General features: G+C 70.2%; 16 protein-coding genes. 6 read left to right on the forward strand and 10 right to left on the reverse strand.

From position 1 onward, the window contains the following. Nucleotides 1–15 precede the first annotated feature (15 nt). A complete protein-coding gene (pgm, locus tag SALPAC4_RS0118105) occupies nt 16–1,668 on the forward strand; it encodes a phosphoglucomutase (alpha-D-glucose-1,6-bisphosphate-dependent) (RefSeq protein WP_019871523.1) in 1,653 nt (550 codons plus the stop codon). Between the two features lies 1 nt (nt 1,669). Here the strand turns inward: pgm and SALPAC4_RS0118110 are convergent, their stop codons facing one another. From SALPAC4_RS0118110 to SALPAC4_RS0118120, 3 genes are all read right to left on the reverse strand, one after another. After that, nucleotides 1,670–2,599 (reverse strand): NAD(+)/NADH kinase, encoded by a 930-nt coding sequence (locus SALPAC4_RS0118110; protein ID WP_019871524.1) that lies wholly within the window; start codon nt 2,597–2,599, stop codon nt 1,670–1,672. Between the two features lie 129 nt (nt 2,600–2,728). Then, entirely contained in the window at nt 2,729–5,833 is a 3,105-nt protein-coding gene (locus SALPAC4_RS0118115; RefSeq protein WP_027644274.1) for a M14 family metallopeptidase, read from the reverse strand. Between the two features lie 152 nt (nt 5,834–5,985). After that, nucleotides 5,986–6,411 carry a hypothetical protein gene (locus tag SALPAC4_RS0118120; RefSeq protein ID WP_019871526.1) on the reverse strand — a complete coding sequence of 142 codons (426 nt, stop codon included), beginning with the start codon at nt 6,409–6,411 and terminating at the stop codon, nt 5,986–5,988. 81 nt (nt 6,412–6,492) lie between these two features. Between SALPAC4_RS0118120 and SALPAC4_RS0118125 the strand changes: the two genes are divergently transcribed. Beyond that, nucleotides 6,493–7,050, forward strand: a complete 558-nt coding sequence (locus tag SALPAC4_RS0118125) for a dihydrofolate reductase family protein (protein WP_019871527.1) — start codon at nt 6,493–6,495, stop codon at nt 7,048–7,050. 253 nt (nt 7,051–7,303) lie between these two features. On the opposite strand, the gene SALPAC4_RS0118130 is transcribed toward SALPAC4_RS0118125, so the two are convergent. From SALPAC4_RS0118130 to SALPAC4_RS0118150, 5 genes are all read right to left on the reverse strand, one after another. Next, on the reverse strand, nt 7,304–9,754 hold the full coding sequence (locus tag SALPAC4_RS0118130) for a Tex family protein (protein ID WP_019871528.1): 2,451 nt from the start codon (nt 9,752–9,754) through the stop codon (nt 7,304–7,306). Nucleotides 9,755–9,859: 105 nt separating this feature from the next. Continuing rightward, nucleotides 9,860–11,035 carry an MBL fold metallo-hydrolase gene (locus tag SALPAC4_RS0118135; protein ID WP_033664730.1) on the reverse strand — a complete coding sequence of 392 codons (1,176 nt, stop codon included), beginning with the start codon at nt 11,033–11,035 and terminating at the stop codon, nt 9,860–9,862. Nucleotides 11,036–11,164: 129 nt separating this feature from the next. Beyond that, on the reverse strand, nt 11,165–11,920 hold the full coding sequence (locus SALPAC4_RS0118140) for a succinate dehydrogenase/fumarate reductase iron-sulfur subunit (RefSeq protein ID WP_018730144.1): 756 nt from the start codon (nt 11,918–11,920) through the stop codon (nt 11,165–11,167). After that, nucleotides 11,917–13,848 carry a fumarate reductase/succinate dehydrogenase flavoprotein subunit gene (locus tag SALPAC4_RS0118145; protein ID WP_019871530.1) on the reverse strand — a complete coding sequence of 644 codons (1,932 nt, stop codon included), beginning with the start codon at nt 13,846–13,848 and terminating at the stop codon, nt 11,917–11,919. The genes SALPAC4_RS0118140 and SALPAC4_RS0118145 overlap by 4 nt, the downstream gene beginning before the upstream one ends. A 2-nt stretch (nt 13,849–13,850) precedes the next feature. Continuing rightward, entirely contained in the window at nt 13,851–14,534 is a 684-nt protein-coding gene (locus SALPAC4_RS0118150; protein WP_080640922.1) for a succinate dehydrogenase cytochrome b subunit, read from the reverse strand. 80 nt (nt 14,535–14,614) lie between these two features. Here SALPAC4_RS0118150 and SALPAC4_RS0118155 point away from each other — a divergent pair, with 80 nt between their 5' ends. Further along, nucleotides 14,615–15,550 carry a LysR family transcriptional regulator gene (locus SALPAC4_RS0118155; RefSeq protein WP_019871532.1) on the forward strand — a complete coding sequence of 312 codons (936 nt, stop codon included), beginning with the start codon at nt 14,615–14,617 and terminating at the stop codon, nt 15,548–15,550. Here the strand turns inward: SALPAC4_RS0118155 and hrpA are convergent. Further along, the gene (gene hrpA / locus SALPAC4_RS0118160; RefSeq protein WP_019871533.1) at nt 15,547–19,566 is read right to left on the reverse strand and encodes an ATP-dependent RNA helicase HrpA; all 4,020 of its coding nucleotides are present in this window, start codon (nt 19,564–19,566) and stop codon (nt 15,547–15,549) included. The two genes, SALPAC4_RS0118155 and hrpA, sit on opposite strands and share 4 nt — an antisense overlap. Before the next feature lie 181 nt (nt 19,567–19,747). Between hrpA and SALPAC4_RS0118165 the strand changes: the two genes are divergently transcribed. Continuing rightward, nucleotides 19,748–20,443: a type 1 glutamine amidotransferase domain-containing protein gene (locus tag SALPAC4_RS0118165; RefSeq protein ID WP_019871534.1), complete on the forward strand. Its 696-nt coding sequence runs from the start codon at nt 19,748–19,750 to the stop codon at nt 20,441–20,443. A 1-nt stretch (nt 20,444) separates the two neighbouring features. Continuing rightward, a complete protein-coding gene (locus SALPAC4_RS0118170; RefSeq protein ID WP_027644277.1) occupies nt 20,445–21,017 on the forward strand; it encodes a TetR/AcrR family transcriptional regulator in 573 nt (190 codons plus the stop codon). A 38-nt stretch (nt 21,018–21,055) separates the two neighbouring features. Here SALPAC4_RS0118170 and SALPAC4_RS0118175 read toward each other — a convergent pair whose 3' ends face one another. Beyond that, nucleotides 21,056–21,703, reverse strand: coding sequence for a hypothetical protein (locus SALPAC4_RS0118175; RefSeq protein ID WP_027644278.1), 648 nt, complete (start codon nt 21,701–21,703; stop codon nt 21,056–21,058). Nucleotides 21,704–21,911: 208 nt separating this feature from the next. Here SALPAC4_RS0118175 and SALPAC4_RS0118180 point away from each other — a divergent pair, with 208 nt between their 5' ends. After that, nucleotides 21,912–22,328: a hypothetical protein gene (locus SALPAC4_RS0118180; protein WP_223874781.1), complete on the forward strand. Its 417-nt coding sequence runs from the start codon at nt 21,912–21,914 to the stop codon at nt 22,326–22,328. Nucleotide 22,329 lies beyond the last annotated feature (1 nt).

Below are 22,329 nucleotides of genomic sequence, written 5' to 3' on the forward strand. Positions count from 1 at the left end.
CGAGGAGGTCAGCTGATGAGCACGCACCCCCGCGCGGGTCAGCCCGCCGAGCCAGCCGACCTGGTGGACGTGGCGATGCTGGTCACCGCGTACTACGCCGAGCATCCCGACCCGGCGGACCCGGGGCAGCAGGTTTCCTTCGGCACCTCCGGGCACCGCGGGTCCCCGCTGCGGAACGCGTTCAACTCCGATCACATCGTCGCGATCACCCAGGCGCTCTGTGACTACCGGCGGAAGTGCGGTCTGGACGGCCCGCTCTTCCTCGGTCGGGACACCCACGCGCTCTCCGCCCCGGCGGCGGTGGACGCGCTGGAGGTGCTCGCCGCCAACGAGGTTCCGGTCCTGCTGGACAGCCGGGATGGGTACGTTCCGACGCCAGCCGTCTCCCATGCCATCCTGGCCCATAATCGGGGGCGGAGCAGTGGGCTCGCCGACGGCATCGTGATCACCCCATCGCACAATCCGCCGGAGGACGGTGGGTTCAAGTACAACCCGACTCACGGCGGCCCGGCGGACAGCAATGTCACGACGTGGATTCAGGAGCGTGCGAACGCGATCCTCGCCGCCGGGCTCAAGGAGGTGCGCCGCATCCCGTACGCGCGGGCGCGTACCGCCGACACCACCAGCCGGTACGACTTCCTCGGCCGCTACGTGGCCGACCTGCCGTCCGCGCTCGACCTTGACGTGGTCCGGGCAGCCGGCGTCCGGATCGGAGCCGATCCGCTCGGTGGGGCCAGTGTCGCCTACTGGGGCGAGATCGCCGACCGTCATCGGCTGGACCTCACCGTGATCAACCCGACTGTCGATCCGACGTGGCGGTTCATGACCCTGGACGGGGACGGACGGATCCGAATGGACTGCTCGTCTCCGAACGCGATGGCGTCGCTGATCGCCGCGCGGGATCGGTTCGCGGTCTCCACCGGTAACGACGCCGACGCCGACCGGCACGGCATCGTCACCCCGGACGGCGGTCTGCTGAACCCGAACCACTACCTGACGGTGGCCATCGCCCACCTGTTCCGTACCCGGACGCGGTGGGCCTCCGACGCCGCCGTCGGCAAGACCCTGGTCTCCTCGTCGATGATCGACCGGGTGGCCGCCGACCTGGGGCGCCCGCTGTTGGAGGTGCCGGTCGGCTTCAAGTGGTTCGTGCCGGGCCTGCTCGACGGCGCGGTCGGCTTCGGTGGCGAGGAGAGCGCCGGCGCCTCCTTCCTGCGTCGCGACGGCAGCACCTGGACCACCGACAAGGACGGCATCCTGCTCTGCCTGCTGGCGTCCGAGATCATCGCCACCACCGGCCGTACCCCGAGCGAGCACTGGGCGGAGCTGGCTGGGCGGTTCGGCGCACCCGCGTACGCCCGGATCGACGCTCCCGCCAGCCGGGCGGAGAAGGCGGTGCTCGGTCGACTCTCGCCGGAACAGGTGCCGGCCACCGAGTTGGCCGGTGAACCGATCACGGCCACGCTCACCTGCGCACCCGGTAACGGGGCTCCGATCGGTGGCCTGAAGGTAACCACCGAGAGCGGCTGGTTCGCCGCCCGCCCTTCCGGCACAGAGGACGTCTACAAGATCTACGCCGAGTCGTTTCAGGGCCCCGAGCAGCTGGCGCGAATTCAGGCGGAGGCGAAGGAACTGGTCTCGTCAGTGCTGGCAGCCGCGGGCGGGTGAGTCAACGGTGCGGAGGGAGCCGCCGTCGGCTCAGTTCCTGGCGGAGGCCTTCGGGGAGGAGCTCGCGGAGCTGCTCGGGCAGGAGCGGCAGGTCCAGCAGGCTCAACTTGAGTTGGTTGCGCTCTCGATGGCGGCGGGGGTCGAGGCGGACCACCAGGCCGGCGTCCCGGTGGTATCTCACCTCCACCGCGCCCTCGGTCACCGCGTCCTGGATCACCTGCCCGTCCATCTCCACCGCGATCGGTGCGGAGCCGGGGGCAAGCTCCAGCCGGATCCGTTCGTCGGGGGAGAGGACCACCGAGCGGGCGATCCCCGCCATCGACGCGGAGGGGGTCACCACCACCACATCGCTCGCCGGAGAGACGAGCGGTCCGCCGGCAGCATAGCCGTACGCCGTTGACCCGGTCGGCGTGCTCACCACCAGCGCGTCGCACCGGTAGTAGCCGTACCGCTGCCCGTCCACGGCGAGGGTGGCGGTGACGAAGCCCGCGCCGGGCTGCCGAACCAACGCGACATCGTTGAACGCGACCGCGTCATCCCCGCAGACCGTACAGGCCAGGCAGCTGTGCCGCTCCACGGTGAAGTCCTGGCTGGCCAGTCGGGACAACGCGGTCGGCAGCTCCGGCGGCTCGACCTCAACCAGGAAGCCGAGCTGGCCCAGGTGCACCCCGAGCACCGGTTTCGGGTCGCCGACCGCCGAGCGTAACGCGCCGAGCATGGTGCCGTCCCCGCCGATGCTGATCAGTGCGTCGCTGGTCGGGGCCACCCGCGCGGTGGGAAGCGGCTCGACCGTCGCCGGTACCCGGTGCCGGTCCGGTTCCCGAACCGCCAGCGTTATCCGGTGCCTCGTCGCCCAGTCGACGATGAGGTCGACCACCTCGGATACGTCCCGGGTTGGGTGCAGCACCAGTCCGAGCCGGATCTGATCCATCTGCCCAGCTCACCACATTCGGGCTGGCCCGGCGGGACTTCGCTGGGGCCGACGGTGCGGATCCGCCCGCGCCCCACCGGCGTCACGCGGGCGCCGGCGGCCTTCGTAGACCGCCGGCGCCGCGAGCCGTTAGCGGCGATCCGCCGCGAACAGATGGTCAATCGACCGCTGGACCAGGTCAGCCCGGACGTCCGGGGCCAACCCCTCCAGGCCGAAGCCAAGGTAGACGGTGTCCGCGGTGACCACCGCCGACCCCTCCGCGAAGGCCTGCTGGCTGCGCCCCCAGTTCTCCGTGGTCTCGGCCGAGCCGGGCGGCGGGCCGGCCAGCGCCCAGTCACCCAGGTCCGTCTCGAACGAGGTGTCGCTGACCGTGGCGCCGTCCACGATCACCCGGGCGTCGTCAAGGAAGACCCCCAGACCTTGGGTGCTCCAGTCCGAGATGTATGAGATCGACAGCTCGACCTCCTTACCGGCGTACCCGGAGAGGTCGACCACGAGCTCCTGCCAGCCGCTGGAGGCGCCGGTGACGGCGTTCCAACTGCCGGTGGTACCCGTCGGCGAGCAGTCCTCGCTCTGGTACCGGGCGAGCCATGGGTGCAGCGCCTCGACCCAGCCCGACTCGCAGCTAGCCCCGGTGTCGGTGCTGGTCCGGCCATTGGCGTCCGGCAGGGTCGTCCAGCTGTCGCTGCCCACCTCGTGCGCCTCGACGATCAGGTAGTCCCAGTTCGTCTCAATGTCGTAAGAGGTGAAGAAGCGCAGCTCAGCGGCGGTGGCGCCGGTGAGGTCAACGGTCTGGGTGAGCCGCTTGTACGAATCGTTGGTCTGGCCGCTCCACAGGTACCAGTCACCGGTACGCGGGTCGAACGGCGCACCCCCCGGCCGCTCCCAGCCGAGCGGCGCCGCGCTTTCGAACTGCGGGAACTGCTCCGGTGGCAGGAAGCCGGACGTGGTCAGGAACGATGCCGTGTGCTCCTGGTTCTCCGCCGACCCCGGTGCGTTGAGCGCACCGGCGAAGCCGGTGAACCGGTCGTCGGTGCCGGTCACCGGGAACGGCCCGGTCTCGCCGGTGCCACCGTCACTGACGTAGGTGAAGGCCCCCAGCCAGTACTGCTGGAAGTCGTTGAGTACCGGCAGACACGTCTCGTCGTTGGCGTCGGTGCACTCCGCCGGCCCGTTCGGCTGGTAGCCGTACAGGCCGTTGGCGGCTTGGGCGTAGAGCGCGTACTCACCGCTGAGCAGCAGCTTGCCGCCCTCGTTCAGGTAGTCCCGGACAGCCAACTCGGTCTCCACCGCTGCTCGGGCGATGGTGCCCGGTACCTGCCCCGGAGAACGCGGGATGATGTCGTCACCGGTCTCCCAGAGCACCATCTGGTAGTGCGACAAGACACCCAGATGGTGTGGGGCCTGGCGGCCCATGGTGTCAAAGTCGTAGACGTCGCTGGTGCGCCCGGCCGCGGTCAGCGCGTCGGCCATCTCATCGGCATACTTCGCGCTGGTGCCGTCCTGATCCGGACTCGGCCCGGTGACGTCCTCCATCGCCAGCACCAGGACGTCGCCGCCGACGTCGTCGTGCACCTGGTAGGTGAAGCGCTCGCTGGTCACCTTCCCCACTTTGGGCTTCTTGCCGCTGAACCAGACCTCGACCTGGTCGCCGGGTCTGGCGCCCTGCACCGTGCCCCGCAGCTCAGCGTAGTAGTCGTCGTGGGTGTCGCCGTAGCGCTCACCGCCCTGCCACTCCCGGACGCTGACCGTCTTGGTTCGGCCGTCGTTGATCGTGTAGTGCATCCGGACGCTGCGCAGCGCCCGTCGGGTGAGCGAGGCGACCTGCTGGTCGCGACCGTACGACGTGTCGAAGGCGTCTACCACGAAGTCCGGGGTGCTGCGGCCGACGACCGACACCGGCTCGTCCGGGTCGTGTGCCGACTGCGCCACAGCCAGGGCGAACGGCAGGTTCTTCGCCACCTCCGCGGAGATCAGTTTCTCGTCGTCGGGGAAGATGAACCCGCTGACACAGTCCTCCGGTAGCCATTCGTCGTCCGGGTCGGAGGCCGCCGCGGCCTGACAGGTCGACATCTCCGGGGTGAAGCCGAGGGTCCCATAGCGGACCGTGGCGTGGGTGTCGGTGTCGCCGTTGGTGGTGTACAGCTCGGCGGAGATGTCCGGGTCGTAACCGGGCACGGCCGGGTTCTCGTCGTCACCGACCATCGCCTCGTAGATGATGTCGTCCGGGGTGGGGGTGGCGACCTGCCAGCCCACGCCGTAGAGCAGCAGTTGGGCGGCGGAGTGGTAGTTCACGAAGAACTCGAAGCCGACCCGTCGGAATAGTTGGTCCAGCGCCCGGGTCTCGGGCTCCGAGTGCGGGCTGGGCCCCCGGTAGGTGTTGCTGTTCGGGTCGGGGGAGGAGCCCTCGTTGTCGTACCCCCACTTGTAGCCCCAGTTGCGGTTCAGGTCGACGCCGTCGGCGGTGGTGACCTGCCCGTCGCCGTCGTTGTCCCGTAGGTTCTTGCGCCAGAGCCGGTTTCCGGGCGTGAAGGTGTGGTCGTAGCCGTCCGGGTTGGCGACGGGCAGGAACCACAGCTCGGTGGTGTCCACCAGCCGGGTGATCTCCTGGTCCGTGCCGTAGCTGTCCAGGACGTGGTGCATCAGCCGCCGGGTCATCTCCGGCGTGATCCACTCTCGGGCGTGCTGCGCGCTGGCGTACAGCACCGCCGGCCGTTTGCCGTCCCGGGTCCGGTCCGCGTTCTTGGTTACCTTGACGGCGAGGATCGGTTGGCCCTGGTGGCTGTGGCCGATCGTCATCACCTTCGTCAGGTCCGGGTAGCGGGCGGCGGTGGCGGTGATCTCGTCTCGGATGCCACCCGGCTCGCTGTAGGACCGGAATGCGGACCAACCGCTGGCGGCCTGCTCCCGCAGCGCCTCGCTGGCCGGCTTGCCCCGTACCTTCTTGACCTCCAGCTGCACGCCCTGGCTGGCCAACCGGGCGGCCTGGCGCTTGCTGAGAACCGTCTCGACGCGGATGTCGCCGGACCGGTCGGTCTCGGTGTGCTCGTGGCCGAGGTCGGCCCCGGCCTGCCGCAGCTTCTCCAGCTGCTCCGGGTCAACCGTGCCGACGTACACCTCCAGACTGTCCCGGCTGCCCGGTTCGGACGCCGGTTGTGCGGTTGCCGGTGCGGTCAGCGCCAATGCGCCGACCAGGGTAAACACGCCGGCAATCGCCAGCCGTGTGCGCCTCATCGCGCCTCCTGGGATGGAAGGGCCTGTGCCGCGAGCTTTCGCCATCCGTCAACGACTGTCAATCAAACGTCCGGGTGGCTCTCCGCGATGGAGGGGGGACACTGAGGAATGTCGTCGCCGCTACGGCGCCTTGCCGCTCGGCTCGTCCGAGGTCAGTCGGCGTCCTCCAGCCGCCGGCGCAGCAGCGTCCGCAGTGGCACCGACTCGCCGTCGCGCCCACCCGCGCCGACGACCAGCGGCGCTGGACTGGGTTGGGGATTCGCGCCGAAGAGCCGGGCGCGAAGACCGCCGGGTACGACCAGGAGGTGGAAGCGGCCGGTCACGTCCACCGCCCGGCTGCGGGCCCGGTCCACGTACCAGCCCCGCAGCCGGGTCCGGTAACGGCCCCGGCCCCCGTATCCGGTCGCCGTGAGCCGCTCGGGTGGCAGGCCGCGACGGCGGGCCTCGGCCACGAACTCGGCAACCAACTCGGCGGCCTCCGCCTGCTCGGCGAGTCGTCGGTGCTCCTCGGCCGCGGCGTGCGCCGCTACCGCCCGTCGTCGCTGCTCCCGCCAGTCCTGGCTCTCTTCCACGCCCACAACTGTGACGCTACGCGAGCTCGCCACACGCGACGCTCGCCTGGGGCGGCGCGGCGGTGGTGGCGGTTAGGGTGGCTGGCTATGGGAGTGCTCACCTTCACCCTCAACCTCACCCTGGATGGTTGCGTCGACCACCAGGAGGGGATCGCGGACGACGAGACGCACGCCTTCTTCACCCGTCTCATGGACGCAGCCGGGGCGATGCTGTGGGGTCGCGTCACCTACGAGATGTTGGAGAGCTACTGGCCGGCCGTGGCCCGCGGCGAGCGGGAGGCGCCGTCGGCCATGCGCGAGTGGGCGGTCAAGCTGGAGGCCAAACCCAAGTACGTGGTGTCGTCAACGCGCACGGACTTCCCGTGGACCAACAGTCACCATGTCGCCGGCGATCTGCGCGAGGGCGTGCAGCAGCTCAAGGACGCGACCGCTGCCGGGGTTCTCCTCGGAAGCGGCAAGCTCGCGACCGAGCTCGACCGGCTGGACCTGATCGACGAGCACCAGTTGCTTGTCCATCCCCGGATCGCCGGCCACGGCCCGACGCTTTACCAGGGCGGGCTGCCCGACACGCGCCAGCTCGAGCTGCTCTCGGCGGAGCCGCTCCGCAACGGCGTGCTGGCCCTGCACTACCGCCGCGCGCACTAACCCTCGGAGTCTCGGCGCGGTCCGAAGGCGTAAGCCGTCCTGAGCATCGCCGGGTCGCGCAACGCCGCCAGGCCGCCGCTGCGTCGATGTCTGCGGGTCCGCTCGACCCGGCCATCGACCCGGTGATGGGCCGCGGACCAGCCGGCCGTGGGTGAGCGAAGAACGCTCGACCCCGGCCGGCTCCCACGCTCACCGAACCGTTGTATCAGATGCGAATCGGCCTATTTTCGGGCCCGGCGTCGCGCAGGTGCGCTCAGGCGAGACCGGCGCGGCGTAGGGCGTCCGCCATTGCATCGTTGGCCGGGGCCCCGCCCCCACGTCCCGATCGTGGCTGCCCGCCGCGACCGCCCTGCCCACCTTGGGCGCGACCGCCCGCCCCGCCGCGACCGCCCTGCCCGCCTTGGGAACGGCCGCCCTGCCCGCCTTGGGAACGGCCGCCCGGCCCGCCGCGGCCCTGGGAACGGCCGCCGGCTTCCCGGTCGCCGCCGCGGCCCCCCTGCTGTTCCCGCCCGCCGCGGCCAGCCTCGGTGTCGTCCAGGCGCAGGGTCAGCGAGATGCGCTTGCGCGGTACGTCCACGTCGAGGACCTTGACCTTCACCACGTCACCGGACTTCACCACCTCGTGCGGGTCCCGGACGAAGGCGCGGGACATCGCCGAGACGTGCACCAGGCCGTCCTGGTGCACGCCGATGTCCACAAACGCGCCGAAGGCGGCCACGTTGGTGACCACTCCCTCCAGGATCAGGCCGGGCACCAGATCGGCGATCGTCTCCACACCCTCGGCGAAGGTGGCGGTGCGGAACTCCGGCCGCGGGTCCCGGCCGGGCTTCTCCAATTCGGTGAGGATGTCGGTGACCGTTGGCAGCCCGAAGGTGTCATCGACGAAATCGGGGGCCCGCAGCCCACGCAGGATCGCACTCCGGCCGATCACCTCCGGTAGCTCCTGCTTGACGGCGGCGAGGATCCGCCGCACCACCGGGTACGCCTCCGGATGCACGCTGGAGGAGTCCAGCGGGTCGTCACCGCCGGGGATGCGCAGGAAGCCGGCGCACTGCTCGAACGCCTTCGGGCCGAGCCGGGGGACCTGTCGCAGGTCGCCGCGGTTCCGGAACGGCCCGTTGGCGTCTCGGTGCAGCACGATGTTCTCCGCCAGCCCGGCACCGATTCCGGAGACTCGGGTCAGTAGCGGTGCGGAGGCGGTGTTGACATCGACCCCGACCGCGTTGACGCAGTCCTCAACCACCGCGTCGAGGGACCGGGACAGGGCCACCTCGGACAGGTCGTGCTGGTACTGCCCAACTCCGATCGAGCGTGGGTCGATCTTGACCAGCTCGGCGAGCGGGTCCTGGAGGCGGCGGGCGATCGAGACTGCTCCCCGCAGTGACACGTCCAGCCCCGGCAGCTCCTGCGCCGCGTAGGCGGACGCCGAGTAGACCGAGGCCCCGGCCTCGGAGACGACGAGCTTGGTGAGGTTCAGCTGGGGGTGGCGCCGGATCAGCTCTCCGGCGAGCCGGTCGGTCTCCCGACTCGCGGTGCCGTTACCGATCGCCACCAACTCCACCTGGTGCGCGGCGGCCAGCCGGGCGAGGGTCTCGATCGAGGCATCCCACTGCCGGCGCGGTTCGTGCGGGTAGATGGTGTCGGTGGCGACCACCTTGCCGGTGGCGTCAACGACGGCGACCTTCACCCCGGTGCGCAGGCCGGGATCCAGCCCCATCGTCGCCCGGGTGCCGGCCGGGGCGGCCAGCAGCAGGTCCCGCAGGTTCGTGGCGAAGACTCGTACCGCCTCCGCCTCGGCCGCCTGCCACAACCGCAGGCGCAGGTCCGCGCCGAGGTGGATGAGGATTCGGGTACGCCAGGCCCAGCGCACCGTGTCGCAGAGCCAGCGGTCGGCCGGCCGTCCCTGGTCGGTGACCCCGAATCGGGCGGCGATGGCTGTCTCATAGCGGGTCGGGCCCGTGGTCGTCGAGTCCGGGGCCTCCTCCGGCTCCAGCGTCAGGTCGAGCACGCCCTCCTTCTCCCCGCGGAACATGGCGAGTACCCGGTGTGCGGGCAGCTTCGGGTACGGCTCAGCGAAGTCGAAGTAGTCGGCGAACTTGGCGCCGGCCGTCGCCTCGCCGTCACGGACCCGGGACACCAGCCGGCCCCGTGACCACATCTGCTCGCGCAGCGTACCGATCAGGTCGGCGTCCTCGGCGAACCGTTCGACGAGGATGGCTCGGGCGCCGTCGAGCGCGGCGGCGGCGTCGGCGATGCCCCGGTCCGGGTCAACGAACCCGACGGCCGTCGCCCGTGGCTCCTGCGTCGGCGCGTCGAGCAGGGCGTCGGCGAGGGGTTCCAGGCCGGCCTCGCGGGCGATCTGCGCGCGGGTTCGTCGCTTGGGTTTGTACGGCAGGTAGATGTCCTCCAGCCGAGACTTCGAGTCGGCGGCCATGATCTGTGCCGTCAGGGCTTCGTCGAGCTTGCCCTGGCTGCGGATCGACTCCAGGATGGCGTCCCGCCGCTGGGCCAACTCGCGCAGGTAGCGCAGTCGCTCCTCAAGGGTGCGCAGTTGGGTGTCGTCGAGCAGGCCGGTGGCCTCCTTGCGGTACCGGGCGATGAACGGCACGGTCGCGCCGCCGTCGAGTAGTTCCACGGCTGCGTGTACCTGGCGCTCGGCGACGCCGAGCTCCTCGGCGATCCGCTGAGAAACAGAGAGGGTCACGATCTCGATCCGCCTTCGGGAGTGGTTTCCCGTGTATTCTGCCGGGCCACCGAAGCGGTGGTGGAGTCACCGTCCTGGTGCGGCGGTTCGGCTTGTCCTCTTCGATCAGGTGACCGCCTGCCACCAGCCGTCCACCGGCGGTGGGTTGTCAACCATCACCCGCTGGCCTGGCCGGGGCACCGCCAGCCGCACGTCCCGGGCCTTCGTCTCGGCCCAGAGCCGGTCCACCGGCTCCGACCAGTCGTGCACGGCGAGGTTGAAGGTCGCCCAGTGCACCGGGACAAGCAGTCCGCCGCGGAGGTCGAGGTGGGCGGTGACCGCCTCCTCGGGGAACATGTGAATATCCCGCCAGGCCTGGTCATAAGCGCCGATCTGCATCAACGTCACATCAAAGGGCCCATATCCGGCGCCAATGGCAGCATATCCCGCGAAGTACCCGGAATCGCCGGTGTAAAAGACGCTGCGGTGCGCCCCGGCGATCACCCAGGAGCTCCAGAGGGTGGCGTCCCGGCGCAGGCCGCGTCCGGAGAAGTGCTGGGCTGGGGTGGCGGTGAGCCGTAATCCGGCGATGTCGTAACTCTCCGACCAGTCCAGCTCCACGATCCGGTGCTCCGGAACCCCCCACCGCTGGAGGTGGGCACCGATCCCGAGCGGCACCACGAACGGTGCGTCCTGTCCTGCTGTCAGCCCCTGTACGGTCGCGAGGTCGAGGTGGTCGTAGTGGTCGTGGGAGATCAGGATCGCGTCGACCGCGGGCAACTCGTCGAGGCCGACCGGTGGCGGGTGGAGCCGCTTGGGCCCGACCCGGGTCGACGGGGAACAACGCCGACTCCACACCGGATCGATCAGCACCCGGCGCGCCTCGATCTCGACCAGCGTGGAGGCATGGCCGTACCAGACCACGTTCAGCTCGGGCGAGTGCGGGGATGACTCCGGCGTAGCCGCTGGGCGCACCAACGGTACTGGCAGCCGCGGGTGGCGCTGCTGCTTGCCGAAGAGGAGCTCGCGGAGCAGGTTCCGATCCGTGGAACCCGTCGTGGGGCTGGCCGCGGGACGGCTGCTTGCCGGGTTCCGGAAGGCGCCGGCCCGAAACTGCGGCGAGCGGCGGGCACGCTCGGCCCGCGCACCGGCCAGCCGGCCACCGAGGGCCAGCGGGACATCCCGTACCGCCCAGGCGAGGCCGGCCAGCGCGGCCATCCCGACCACCCCGCCCAGTCGCCGCCCACCTCTCCGGTGCGGACGGCCCCGCAGCTGACGGCCCCGCTCCGTTGGTGCCCCCATCGCCGCCCCTCCGACTGGATTCCGCCGTACCCGCCGGCCCTACCGCATCAGCGCCGTCGGCTCCGCCCCCCTCTCGCTTCCGAGAAGGGGGCTACCCGCAACGGAGGGGTTGAACCGACGGTGTCGCGGTCAGGAGCGCCCGGTGTGCTTGGCGGTGGCCGCCAGGTAGTCGCGGTTGAGCCGACCGATGGTGTGCAGCGGGATGCCCTTGGGGCAGACCACGGTGCACTCCCCGGCGTTGGTGCAGCCGCCGAAGCCGGCGTCGTCGTGCGAATCCACCATGCCGATCACCCGGGTGTACCGCTCCGGCTGGCCCTGCGGCAGCAGCGAGAGCTGGGTGACCTTGGCGGCGGTGAAGAGCATGCCAGAGCCGTTCGGGCAGGCCGCGACGCAGGCGCCGCAGCCGATGCAGGCGGCCGACTCGAAGGCGGCGTCCGCGTCGGCCTTCGCCACCGGCGCCGCGTGCGCCTCGGGCGCACTGCCGGTCGGAGCGGTGACGAAGCCACCCCCCGCGATGATCTCGTCGAAGGCGTTGCGGTTGACCACCAGGTCCTTGACGACCGGGAACGCCCGGGCCCGCCACGGCTCGATGTCGATCGTCTCGCCGTCGGTGAACTGCCGCATGTGCAGCTGGCAGGCGGTGGTGCCGCGCTGCGGTCCGTGCGCGTTGCCGTTGATCATCATGCCGCACATGCCGCAGATGCCCTCACGGCAGTCGTGGTCGAACGCCACCGGCTCCTCACCGGCGAGGGTCAGGCGCTCGTTGAGCACGTCGAGCATCTCCAGGAACGACATGTCCGGGGAAATGTCCTCGACCGGGTAGGTCACCATCCGACCCTTGTCCTCGGGGCCCGTTTGGCGCCAGATGCGTAGGGTCAGGTTCACTTGTAACTCCGCTGCGTGGGGTGGACGTACTCGAACTTGAGGTCTTCCTTGTGTAGCACCGGCTGCTCGGTGCCGTACTCCCAGGCCGCCACGTACGCGAACCGCTCGTCGTCGCGCTGGGCCTCGCCGTCCGGGCTCTGGTGCTCGGCCCGGAAGTGGCCGCCGCAGGACTCCTCGCGGTGCAGGGCGTCGATGCACATCAGCTCGGCCAGCTCGAAGAAGTCGGCCACCCGGCCGGCCTTCTCCAGCGACTGGTTGAGCCCGTCGGCGTCGCCGACGATCCGGACCCGCTGCCAGAACTCCTCCCGCAGCGCGCGGATCTCGTCGACCGCCTTGCGCAGACCGGCGGCGGAACGCTCCATGCCGCAGTGTTCCCACATGATCTGGCCCAGCTCCCGGTGGAACGAGTCCACCGTCCGGTCGCCGTCCACGGAGAGGAGCCGGTGGATCCGGTCCTCAACGGTGCGCCGGGCCTCGACCGCCGCCGGGTGACTCGGTTCGACCGTTTCGAACGGGCCGGCCGCGAGGTAGTTGGCGATGGTGTTCGGCAGCACGAAGTAGCCGTCGGCGAGTCCCTGCATGAGCGCGGAGGCGCCCAGCCGGTTCGCGCCGTGGTCGGAGAAGTTCGCCTCGCCGATCACGAAGAGGCCGGGGATGGTCGCCTGCAGGTCGTAGTCGACCCAGAGCCCACCCATCGTGTAGTGCACGGCCGGGTAGATCCGCATCGGAACCTCGTACGGGTCCTCGCCGGTGATCCGCTCGTACATCTCGAAGAGGTTGCCGTACTTGGCCTCGATGGACTTGCGGCCCAGCCGCTGGATCGCGTCGGCGAAGTCCAGGTAGACGCCGAGCCGGGTCGGGCCCACGCCGCGCCCCTCGTCGCAGACGTTCTTCGCGGCGCGGGAGGCGATGTCCCGGGGCACCAGGTTGCCGAACGAGGGGTAGATCCGCTCCAGGTAGTAGTCCCGCTCGTCCTCGGGGATCTCACGGGGATCGCGGTCGTCGCCCTCGGCCTTGGGCACCCACACCCGGCCGTCGTTGCGCAGCGACTCGCTCATCAGCGTCAGCTTCGACTGGTGATCGCCGGAGACCGGAATGCAGGTCGGGTGGATCTGCGTGTAGCAGGGGTTGGCGAAGTACGCGCCCTGGCGGTGCGCCCGCCAGGTGGCGGTGACGTTGCAGCCCTTGGCGTTGGTGGAGAGGTAGAAGACGTTGCCGTAACCGCCGGAGGCGAGCACGACCGCGTCGGCGAACTCGGTGGTGATCTCGCCGGTTACCAGGTCCCGGACGACGATCCCCCGGGCCCGGCCGTCAATGACGATCAGCTCCAGCATCTCGTGCCGGGTGTTCATCTCCACGTTGCCGAGGCCGACCTGACGTTCCAGCGCCTGGTACGCCCCGAGTAGCAGCTGCTGACCCGTCTGGCCCCGGGCGTAGAAGGTGCGCTGTACCTGCGCGCCGCCGAAGGAGCGGGTGTCGAGTAGGCCGCCGTACTCGCGGGCGAACGGAACGCCCTGGGCGACGCACTGGTCAATGATGTTGACCGACACCTCGGCCAGCCGGTGCACGTTCGACTCACGGGAGCGGAAGTCGCCGCCCTTGACGGTGTCGTAGAAGAGGCGGTGCACCGAGTCGCCGTCGTTGCGGTAGTTCTTCGCCGCGTTGATGCCGCCCTGTGCGGCGATCGAGTGGGCCCGGCGCGGGCTGTCCTGGTAGCAGTAGGACCGGACCCGGTAACCCTGCTCGGCGAGGGTGGCGGCGGCTGAACCACCGGCCAGGCCGGTGCCGACGACGATCACCGTCAGCTTGCGACGGTTGGCCGGGTTGACCAGCTTGGCGTTGAACCGGCGACTGTCCCAGCGGCCCTCGATCGGTCCGTCCGGGGCCCGGGTGTCGGTGACCGGGTTGCCTTCGGTGTAGAGATCCATGATCAACTCACCAATCCGAGGAGTACGGCGAACGGGACCACCAGGTAGCCGACGCTGAGCGCGACGGCGAAGAGCAGGGCGAGGCCCCGGGCGCGGCGTTCGCCCTGCGACGTCTGCTGACCGAGGCTGCGGAGCGCGCTGTAGGCGCCGTGCCGCAGGTGGAAGCCGAGAGCGACGACCGCGAGCGTGTAGAACAGCGTCACGTACCAGCGTTCCGGGGCGAAGTCGGCGACCACGTTGGCCTGCGGCCGGCTCGGGTCGCCGACCGGGTTCAGGTGCCCGGTGGTCAGGTCCAGGATGTGGTAGATCACGAAGAGGGCGATGATCACGCCACCCCAGCGCATGGTGCGGGCGGCGTAGCTGCCCTGGACCTTCTTGCGGTGGGCGTACCTGACCGGGCGGGCCGAGCGGGCGCGCAGCGCCAGCATGGTCGCGGCCCAGATGTGGCCGGCCAGCGCGATCAGGAGCGCGCCCCGCTGCAACCACAGGTACCAGCCGTAGGGGAGCAGCGGCGTACCAAGATCGCGCAGCCAGTGCGCGTAGTGGTCGAAATCCTCGGCACCGGTGAAGATCTTCAGGTTGCCGAGCATGTGTGCGACGAGGAACAGCACCAAGACAAGGCCCGTCACCGCCATGACGGCTTTGAGGCCGACAGTGGAGCGGATGGGCGACCGAGTTCGTGACATGACTACCACATGGCTGACGCTAAAAGCAGTCAGATCAGTCGTCCAATGCATCGACTCCGCAGTCTTCATAGCCATAGGCTATGAAGATGCAACTCCATCAGCTTCGCTACTTCGCAGCGGTCGCAGAAGTACGACATTTCACCCAAGCTGCCGATCATGTCGGCATAACGCAGCCCTCGTTGAGTAAGCAAATTCACGCTCTGGAGACGGAACTCGGCACCCCGCTCTTCGAACGGGTAAGGGGAAAGATCGCGCTCACCGCCGCGGGTGAGGTGCTGCTGCCGTTCGCCAAACGGATCCTCACCGACGTGGAGATCGCCACCCGGGAGGTGCAGGAGCTGGTCGGCCTGCGGCGGGGTCGGGTCCGCCTCGGCGCGACCCCCAGCCTGGCCACCGCACTGGCCCCGCCCGTGCTGCGCCGCTTCCGCGACGCTCACCCGACCGTCGACCTGTGGGTGGAGGAGGGCGGCTCCCAGGATCTGGTCCGGCACCTGCTCCGCGGCGACCTGGACCTGGCATTGATCATCGCGCCGGCCCAGGGCACCGACCCCGGGCTGCGCACCGACCCGATCCTCACCGAGAGCCTGGTGGTCGCCAGCGTCGGGCCCCTGCCGGACTCCCCGCCGACGTACCCGATGCGCGTCGCCGACCTGCGCGGCCACCCGCTGGTGATGTTTCGGGAGGGGTACGACCTGCGGGACGCCACCCTGCAGGCGTGCCGCGAGGCCGGCTTCGAGCCCTGGATCTCGGTGGACGGCGGGGAGATGGACTCCGTGCTCAGCTTCGTCGCTGCCGGGCTGGGGGTCGCCCTGGTGCCCGGCAGCGTCGTCGCCAGCCGGCCCGGAATCCACGTCACCCGACTCGCCGCGCCCGGCGTCCGCCGAACCATCGCGGTCGCCCGCCGCCGCGATGTCGTCCCCACCCATGCGGGCCGGGAGCTGCGTCGCATCCTGCTCGAGTACGTTGACGACGCGATCGCCGCCGCCGCCCTGCCATCCGGCCTCGAGCCCCGCTAGGCCACCTCGGCGGCGTCCATGGCCTTGTAGATGCGCTGTTCGCTGACCGGGTACGGGGTCCCCAGCGCCTGGGCGAAGACGTTCACCCGCAGCTCCTCGATCATCCACCGAATCTGCCGGGCGGCCGCCGTCCGCCGCTTCGCGGGCGGCAGCGCGGCGAGCAGGTCCGCGTACTCCCGCTGCACGACGGCGATCCGGTCCTGCTGCTGCTTGTCCCGGGCCGGGTTGCCGGGGAGGCGGTCCAACCGGCGTTCGATCGCGGTCAGGTAGCGCCGCAGGTCCGGTAGCCGTGCGTAGCCGGCCTCGGTGATGAAGCCCGGGTGGATCAGGCCGGTGAGCTGGCTGCGGACGTCGGCGAGCGCGGCCACCACCGCCAGGTTTCGGGTCGCGCCGAGGCGTTGCTCGATCGCGTAGCCGGCGGCGAGTACCCCGCGGACCCGCTCCATCACCTCAACGACGGTCTCCACCAGACCGGCGCGGACCGTACCGCGTAGCGCGGCGAAACCGTCGGCGTCCCAGGCCGGGCCGCCCGCGTCGGCGATCAGCTTGTCGAGCGCCGCGCCGGCCGCATCCTCGATCAGCGCCGGTACGCCCCCGTGTGGATTGCGGCTGAGCGCCAATTTCGCCTCGTTGGAGAGCCGCCCCTGGAGAAACTTCGCCGGGGACGGCGCGGCCAGCCGGAGCAGGCGTCGGGTTCCCGCCCAGTGCGCGGCCTCCTGCTCGGCGGGGGAGTCGAAGACCCGTACCCCGACCGTGGCGCCCTCGTCCACCAGCGCCGGGTAGGCGGTGACGGCGTACCCGGCCCGGACCTGCTCGACGGTGCGGGGCAGGGTGCCGATCTCCCAGTCGGTCAGCCCGGTGCGGGCCACGTCCGGCGCGGCGGCGGCCACCACCTGACGTACCTCCGCGGTGAGCTGGCGTTGCAGCGCCGGCAGGTCCTTGCTCTCGGCGACCGGGCGGTCGTCCTCGCCGAGTACCCGGAAGGTGACCCGCAGGTGCGGCGGAAGCTTCGCCGGATCCCAGGCGTCCCGGGGGACGGTGACCCCGGTCATCCGGCGCAACTGTCGGGTGAGGGCGTCCAGCAGGTCCTCCTCGCCGGCCGGAAGCTCGGCGAGCACGGCCCGGGCGTAGTCGGGCACCGGGACGAAGTTGCGCCGGACCGCCTTGGGCAGCGAGCGGATCAGCGCGACGACCAGCTCCTCGCGGAGCCCCGGCACCTGCCACTGGAAGCTCTCCGCCGGCACCTGGTTGAGCAGCGGCAGCGGGATGTCCACCGTGACCCCGTCGGTGGAGGTGCCGGGGTCGAAACGGTAGGTCAGTGGCAGGAGCACCCCGTCGGTTCGCCACTCGTCGGGGAAACCGTCCTCGTCCACGCCACCGCGGCCGGCATTGACCAGCAGCTCCCGGGTGAAGGTCAGCAGCTCCGGTCGTTGCCGGCGCTCCCGCTTCCACCAGGAGTCGAAGTGCCGACCGGAGACCACCTCGGCCGGGATCCGCTCGTCGTAGAACTGGAAGATCGTCTCGTCGTCGACCAGGATGTCCCGCCGTCGGACCCGGTTCTCCAGCTCGGTCACCTCGTCGAGCAGGCGCTGGTTGTCCCGCCAGAACTGGTGGTGGGTCTGCCAGTCCCCCTCGACCAGCGCATGCCGGATGAACAGCTCGCGGCTGGTCACCGGGTCGATCCGGCCAAAGTTGACCTTGCGGGAGGTGACGATCGGAACGCCGTAGAGCGTCACCTTCTCGACGGCCATGACCGCCGCCTGCCGCTTCTCCCAGTGCGGTTCGCTGTAGCTGCGTTTCACCAGGTGCTGGGCGAGCGGCTCGACCCACTCCGGTTCGATCCGACCGTTCACCCGGCCCCAGAGCCGGCTGGTCTCCACCAGCTCGGCGACCATCACCCAGCGCGGCGGCTTCTTCGCCAGGGCGGAGCCGGGGAAGAGGGCGAACTTCGCCCCCCGCGCACCCAGGTACTCGTACCGCTGGGTGTCCTTCAGGCCGACGTGGGAGAGGAGGCCGGCGAGCAGCGACTGGTGCACCTTCGGGGTGTCGATCTCCTCCGGCAGGTCCGCCCCGCCGCCGCGTCGCCCGCCGCCGCCGTCGGCCGGCCCACCGCGTCGCCGGCTCTGCTCCGGAGTCCGCAGCGCCTGCCGGAGCTGGCTGACGATGTCCTGCCACTCCCGCACCCGCAGGTAGTTCAGGTACTCCGACCGGCACATCCGCCGGAATCCACTGGACGACCGGGCCCGCTGTTGCTCGCGCAGGTAGCGCCACAGGTTGAGGTACGCCACGAAGTCCGACTCCTGGTCGGCGAAGCGGGCGTGCGCCTGGTCGGCCTGGGCCTGCTTGTCCACCGGCCGTTCGCGGGGGTCCTGGATCGACAGCGCCGCCGCGATCACGACCACCTCGGTGGCGGTGCCGTTGCGCTCCCCCTCGAGCACCATCCGGGCGAGCCGGGGGTCGACCGGCAGCTGAGCGAGCCGTCGGCCGAGCGGGGTGAGCCGTTTCGCCGGGTTGGTCTCGGCCGGGTTCAACGCGCCCAGCTCGTGCAGCAGGTTGACGCCGTCGGTGACGGTGCGCCGGTCCGGTGGGTCGATGAAGGGGAACGCGGCGATGTCGCCGAGCCCGATCGCGGTCATCTGGAGGATGACCGAGGCGAGGTTGGTCCGCAGGATCTCCGGGTCGGTGAACTCGGGCCGGGACTGGAAGTCCGGCTCGTCGTAGAGGCGGATGCAGATGCCGTCCGAGGTACGCCCGCACCGGCCCTTGCGCTGGTTGGCCGAGGCCTGCGAGACCGGCTCGATGGGCAGCCGCTGCACCTTGAGCCGGTTCGAGTAGCGGGAGATACGCGCTGTGCCGGGGTCCACCACGTACCGGATGCCGGGCACGGTGAGCGACGTCTCCGCGACGTTGGTGGCCAGCACCACCCGCCGGCCGGTTTGCGGGGCGAAGACGCGGTGCTGCTCGGCGGTGCTCAGCCGCGCGTACAGCGGCAGGATCTCGGTGTTGCGTAACGCTGGCCGGTGCGTGACGAGCTTGCCGAGCGCGTCGGCGGTGTCCCGGATCTCCCGCTCGCCGGAGAGGAAGACCAGGATGTCGCCGGGGCCTTCGGCGGCGAGTTCCTGCACCGCGTCCCCGATCGCCTGGACCTGGTCGCGAACCTGTTCCTCGTCGGTGTCGTCCTCGTCCTCGCTCACCTCGACCAGCGGTCGGTACCGCACCTCGACCGGGTAGGTCCGCCCCGACACCTCGACGACCGGTGCCGGGTTGCCGTCGGCGTCGGCGAAGTGCCGTGCGAACCGGTCGGTCTCGATGGTGGCTGAGGTGATGATCACCTTGAGGTCCCGGCGGCGGGGGAGGAGCTGCCGTAGGTAACCGAGGATGAAGTCGATGTTGAGGCTGCGCTCGTGCGCCTCGTCAACGATGATCGTGTCGTACTGGCGAAGCATCCGGTCGTGCTGTAGCTCGGCGAGCAGAATGCCGTCCGTCATCAACTTGACCAGGCTGCGGTCGCTGACCTGGTCGGCGAAGCGCACCTGGTAACCGACCGCCTCGCCCAGTTCGGTGCCGAGCTCTTCGGCGATGCGGTCGGCGACCGTGCGGGCGGCGAGCCGACGGGGCTGGGTGTGCCCGATCAGCCCGTGGACGCCGCGGCCCAGCTCGAGGCAGATCTTGGGTAGCTGGGTGGTCTTGCCGGAGCCGGTCTCGCCGGCGACGATCACGACCTGGTGGTCGCGGATCGCCGCGGCGATCTCGTCCCGGCGCTCGCTGACCGGCAACATCGCCGGGTAGGTGATTCTGGGTACGGCGGCTTGCCGGCCCGCCAGCCGGGTCTCGGCCCGGATTACATCCGTCGTGATTTCGGCAAGGGCTGTTTCCCGGCGTTGGGGGTCGGGTATTCGTTGTGCGCCGTCCAGCCGCCGTCGGAGACGGTGCTGGTCACGGAGCATCAGCGGGCGTAGCCGGCGGTGCAGCTCGCGGGTGACGTCGGGCGGGGTGGAGGCGACTTCGTTCGGCATGTCGTCGCCAAGGATAGGCAGCCGGGTGATTGTCCGCCCGGAGTTACCTCCGCTGGGGCCCCGGCATCGCCGCGGAGCTGGCACGAGAAATCGAACTGTCATTTTGCATGCAGAACGTCAGTCTGTATGGTGGGTCTCGAGGCGGACTGCTTTGGCCCGCCAGCTACGGAGGGTTTGATCAATGTCAAAGATCCTGTTCGTGGTAACCGGCGCTCACCACTGGGAGCTCGCCGACGGCACCAAGCACCCCACCGGTCTCTGGGCCGAGGAGCTCGTGGTGCCCCACGAGATGTTGACCAGCGCCGGCCACGAGGTCAGCATCGCCACCCCGGGGGGAGTGGTGCCGCGGGTGGACCGGAGCAGCCTGCAGCCGGAGGCCACCGGCGGTCCCGAGGGGGCCGCCCGGATGACCAAGGCCGTGGAGAGCATCGAAGATCTACGCAAGCCGCTCACCCTGTCGGAGGTCGACCTCGACGACTATCAGGCTGTCTTCTACCCGGGTGGTCACGGGCCGATGGAGGACCTGGCGGTCGACCAGGACTCCGGCCAGTTGCTGGTGGCCGCCATGCGGGAGCAGAAGCCGGTCGGCATCGTCTGCCACGGGCCAGCCGCGATGCTCGCCGCGGTGGATGCCGACGGCAGCAACCCCTTCACCGGACGCCGGGCGGCTGCCTTCACCAACGCGGAGGAGGCCCAGGCCGGCTTGGCCGACAAGGCCAAGTGGCTGCTTCAGGACCGCCTGGTCGACATCGGCGTGCAGGTCCAGGAAGGTGAGCCGTGGGCACCGAACGTGGTCGTTGACGGCAACTTGGTCACCGGGCAGAACCCGGCGTCCTCCGCGCAGGTCGCCACGGAGCTGCTGGGTAAACTGAGCTAACATGGACAATAGTCGGCTTTCCGACGTCCTCGACGCCACCTACACCTGCTTGACCAGGTATGGCGTACGGCGGACGACGATGGATGACATCGCCGCCGCGATGGGGGTCTCTCGGTCCGCCGTCTACCAGTACGTTCGTGGCAAGGACGACGCGTTCCGGCAACTCGCCGGACGCCTGCACACCCAGGCGCTGGCCCGCGCCCGGCAGGCCGCCAGCCAGGACGCCCCCTATGCCCAGCGCATTCGGGGCGTCCTGGCCGCCAAGCTCGACCTGTCCCTGCACCTGATCGGGGACTCGCCGCACACCGCCGAGCTCATGGACAGCAAGGCCCGGCTCTTCGGTGAGATCTGCACCGAGTTCACCGTGGAGCTGCGGAAGCTGCTGGCGGATCTCTTCACCGAGGCGGGTGCGGCGGACGCGGACGCGGCCGCCGAGATCTGTGTCGCCCTGGTCTCCGGCCTGGAGACGGCTCCGGACAGCCGGCGTCTGCTGGGGCGCGCCGTTGACGCGCTCGTCCCCGGGTTACTGCACCCGGCGAAGGAGGCCGGTCGGGCCGGCGGCGTCGCGGGTTAGCGGCCCGCTGCCACCGCCGGCCCCACCCGTCCGCGTGGTCAGGCCGCCGTGCTCCACAGTGCTTGGAAGGCAACGGCCTCGCCGGCCAGCCAGCGCTCGACCTCCGCCGGCTTCGCCGACGTTGGCGTACGGTGCGCCCGCCCCCGCCGGACATCGACCAGGACGGGTGTGGCGTGCGGCAGAATCACCTCCATCTGCCGGCCCATCAGGTGCAGCATGGCCAGGGCTGCCTCGTCGCTCGGCGGAGCCTCGTCGAAGTGCAGGCGAACGGCCTCGGCGTGCCCGTCCGCGTACCGGATTCCGAAGTGTGGATTGATCTTTACGGGTAGGTCGCCCAGTAGGGCGAGTGCGTCGCGGGTCTGGGCCAGGTCGACCGACCGGGGCGCGCCGAGGGACCGCAGCCAGGCCATCGCCCCTGGCACCAACGCCTGGTAGAGCGGACGCCACCGGGGTTTGACGGCGGTGACCACCCGATCGAGGTGGGTGCCACTGGTGTGGAAGGCGATGTCGGCCTTGAGGGCCTTGACGAACTGGCCATGTGGGTTGAAGCCGGAGCGGCTGGCCCGCTGCCGGCGCAGGCCACCGACGAAGGTGGCCTTGGTCGGACCGGTGCGGTCGACGTAACGGGTGAAGCCAAGGAGCGTGGTGTAGGGGGCGAGGGGAGTGGCGGGGGTGGGCGCGGTCACGGGCATCCTCCCAGCTCAACAGCGCGATTAGTACATACATTCTAATCGACCGAGCTGATCTCGACCAGGACAATTCACCCACGCATGTGTCGCGTCCGCTCGAACTTTGTGGAGTCCGGACCTACCTTGTGGATGATCTTGCGGAGTCCGGGCTTACCTTGTGGGGCGAACAAGAGCAGGCATCGACGATGGTGCAGAATTCCTCGTCGTGACTGTCGATGTTCCGGGTGGGCCGGTAGCGGTGCCAGCTCGTAACCGGGTACGGGCGCCGGCTGGACGGTCGTACAGCGTGAACGTTCGGCTGACGGCTGAGGAGTTGCGTGACGTGGCGGCGGCTGCGGCGCGGGCGGGGCTTACGCCGACTGGGTATACCGGAGAGGTCACGGTCGCGGCTGCCCGCGCCGGCGTCGAAACGGCGGGTACCGCTGCGAGTCGGGCTGAGCTGGCGCGGGTGCAGCGGGATCTGTTCGCCGCCCGCACGGCGCTGGTCTGCGCTGCCGATGCGCTCGGCGCCGCGCAGGGTCGGCCGGCCGGGTATGACGTCGCGGCCTGTGCTGCGGCAGTGGCTCGGCTGGATGCGGTGGCCGATCGGCTGCATGGCCTGCTGCGGCGGGTCGAGGCGTGAT

Origin of the sequence: Salinispora oceanensis (assembly GCF_000383575.1) — a bacterium.
In the GTDB taxonomy this organism is placed as follows: Bacteria; Actinomycetota; Actinomycetes; order Mycobacteriales; family Micromonosporaceae; genus Micromonospora; species Micromonospora oceanensis.

Coding starts and splice junctions, on each gene's coding strand:
- SALPAC4_RS0118165 (WP_019871534.1), top strand. CDS start 19,748: ATGTCAAAGATCCTGTTCGTGGTAACCGGCGCTCACCACTGGGAGCTC.
- SALPAC4_RS0118135 (WP_033664730.1), bottom strand. CDS start 11,035: ATGGGGGCACCAACGGAGCGGGGCCGTCAGCTGCGGGGCCGTCCGCAC.
- hrpA (WP_019871533.1), bottom strand. CDS start 19,566: ATGCCGAACGAAGTCGCCTCCACCCCGCCCGACGTCACCCGCGAGCTG.
- SALPAC4_RS0118115 (WP_027644274.1), bottom strand. CDS start 5,833: ATGAGGCGCACACGGCTGGCGATTGCCGGCGTGTTTACCCTGGTCGGC.
- SALPAC4_RS0118145 (WP_019871530.1), bottom strand. CDS start 13,848: ATGGATCTCTACACCGAAGGCAACCCGGTCACCGACACCCGGGCCCCG.
- pgm (WP_019871523.1), top strand. CDS start 16: ATGAGCACGCACCCCCGCGCGGGTCAGCCCGCCGAGCCAGCCGACCTG.
- SALPAC4_RS0118125 (WP_019871527.1), top strand. CDS start 6,493: ATGGGAGTGCTCACCTTCACCCTCAACCTCACCCTGGATGGTTGCGTC.
- SALPAC4_RS0118155 (WP_019871532.1), top strand. CDS start 14,615: ATGAAGATGCAACTCCATCAGCTTCGCTACTTCGCAGCGGTCGCAGAA.
- SALPAC4_RS0118170 (WP_027644277.1), top strand. CDS start 20,445: ATGGACAATAGTCGGCTTTCCGACGTCCTCGACGCCACCTACACCTGC.
- SALPAC4_RS0118150 (WP_080640922.1), bottom strand. CDS start 14,534: ATGTCACGAACTCGGTCGCCCATCCGCTCCACTGTCGGCCTCAAAGCC.
- SALPAC4_RS0118110 (WP_019871524.1), bottom strand. CDS start 2,599: ATGGATCAGATCCGGCTCGGACTGGTGCTGCACCCAACCCGGGACGTA.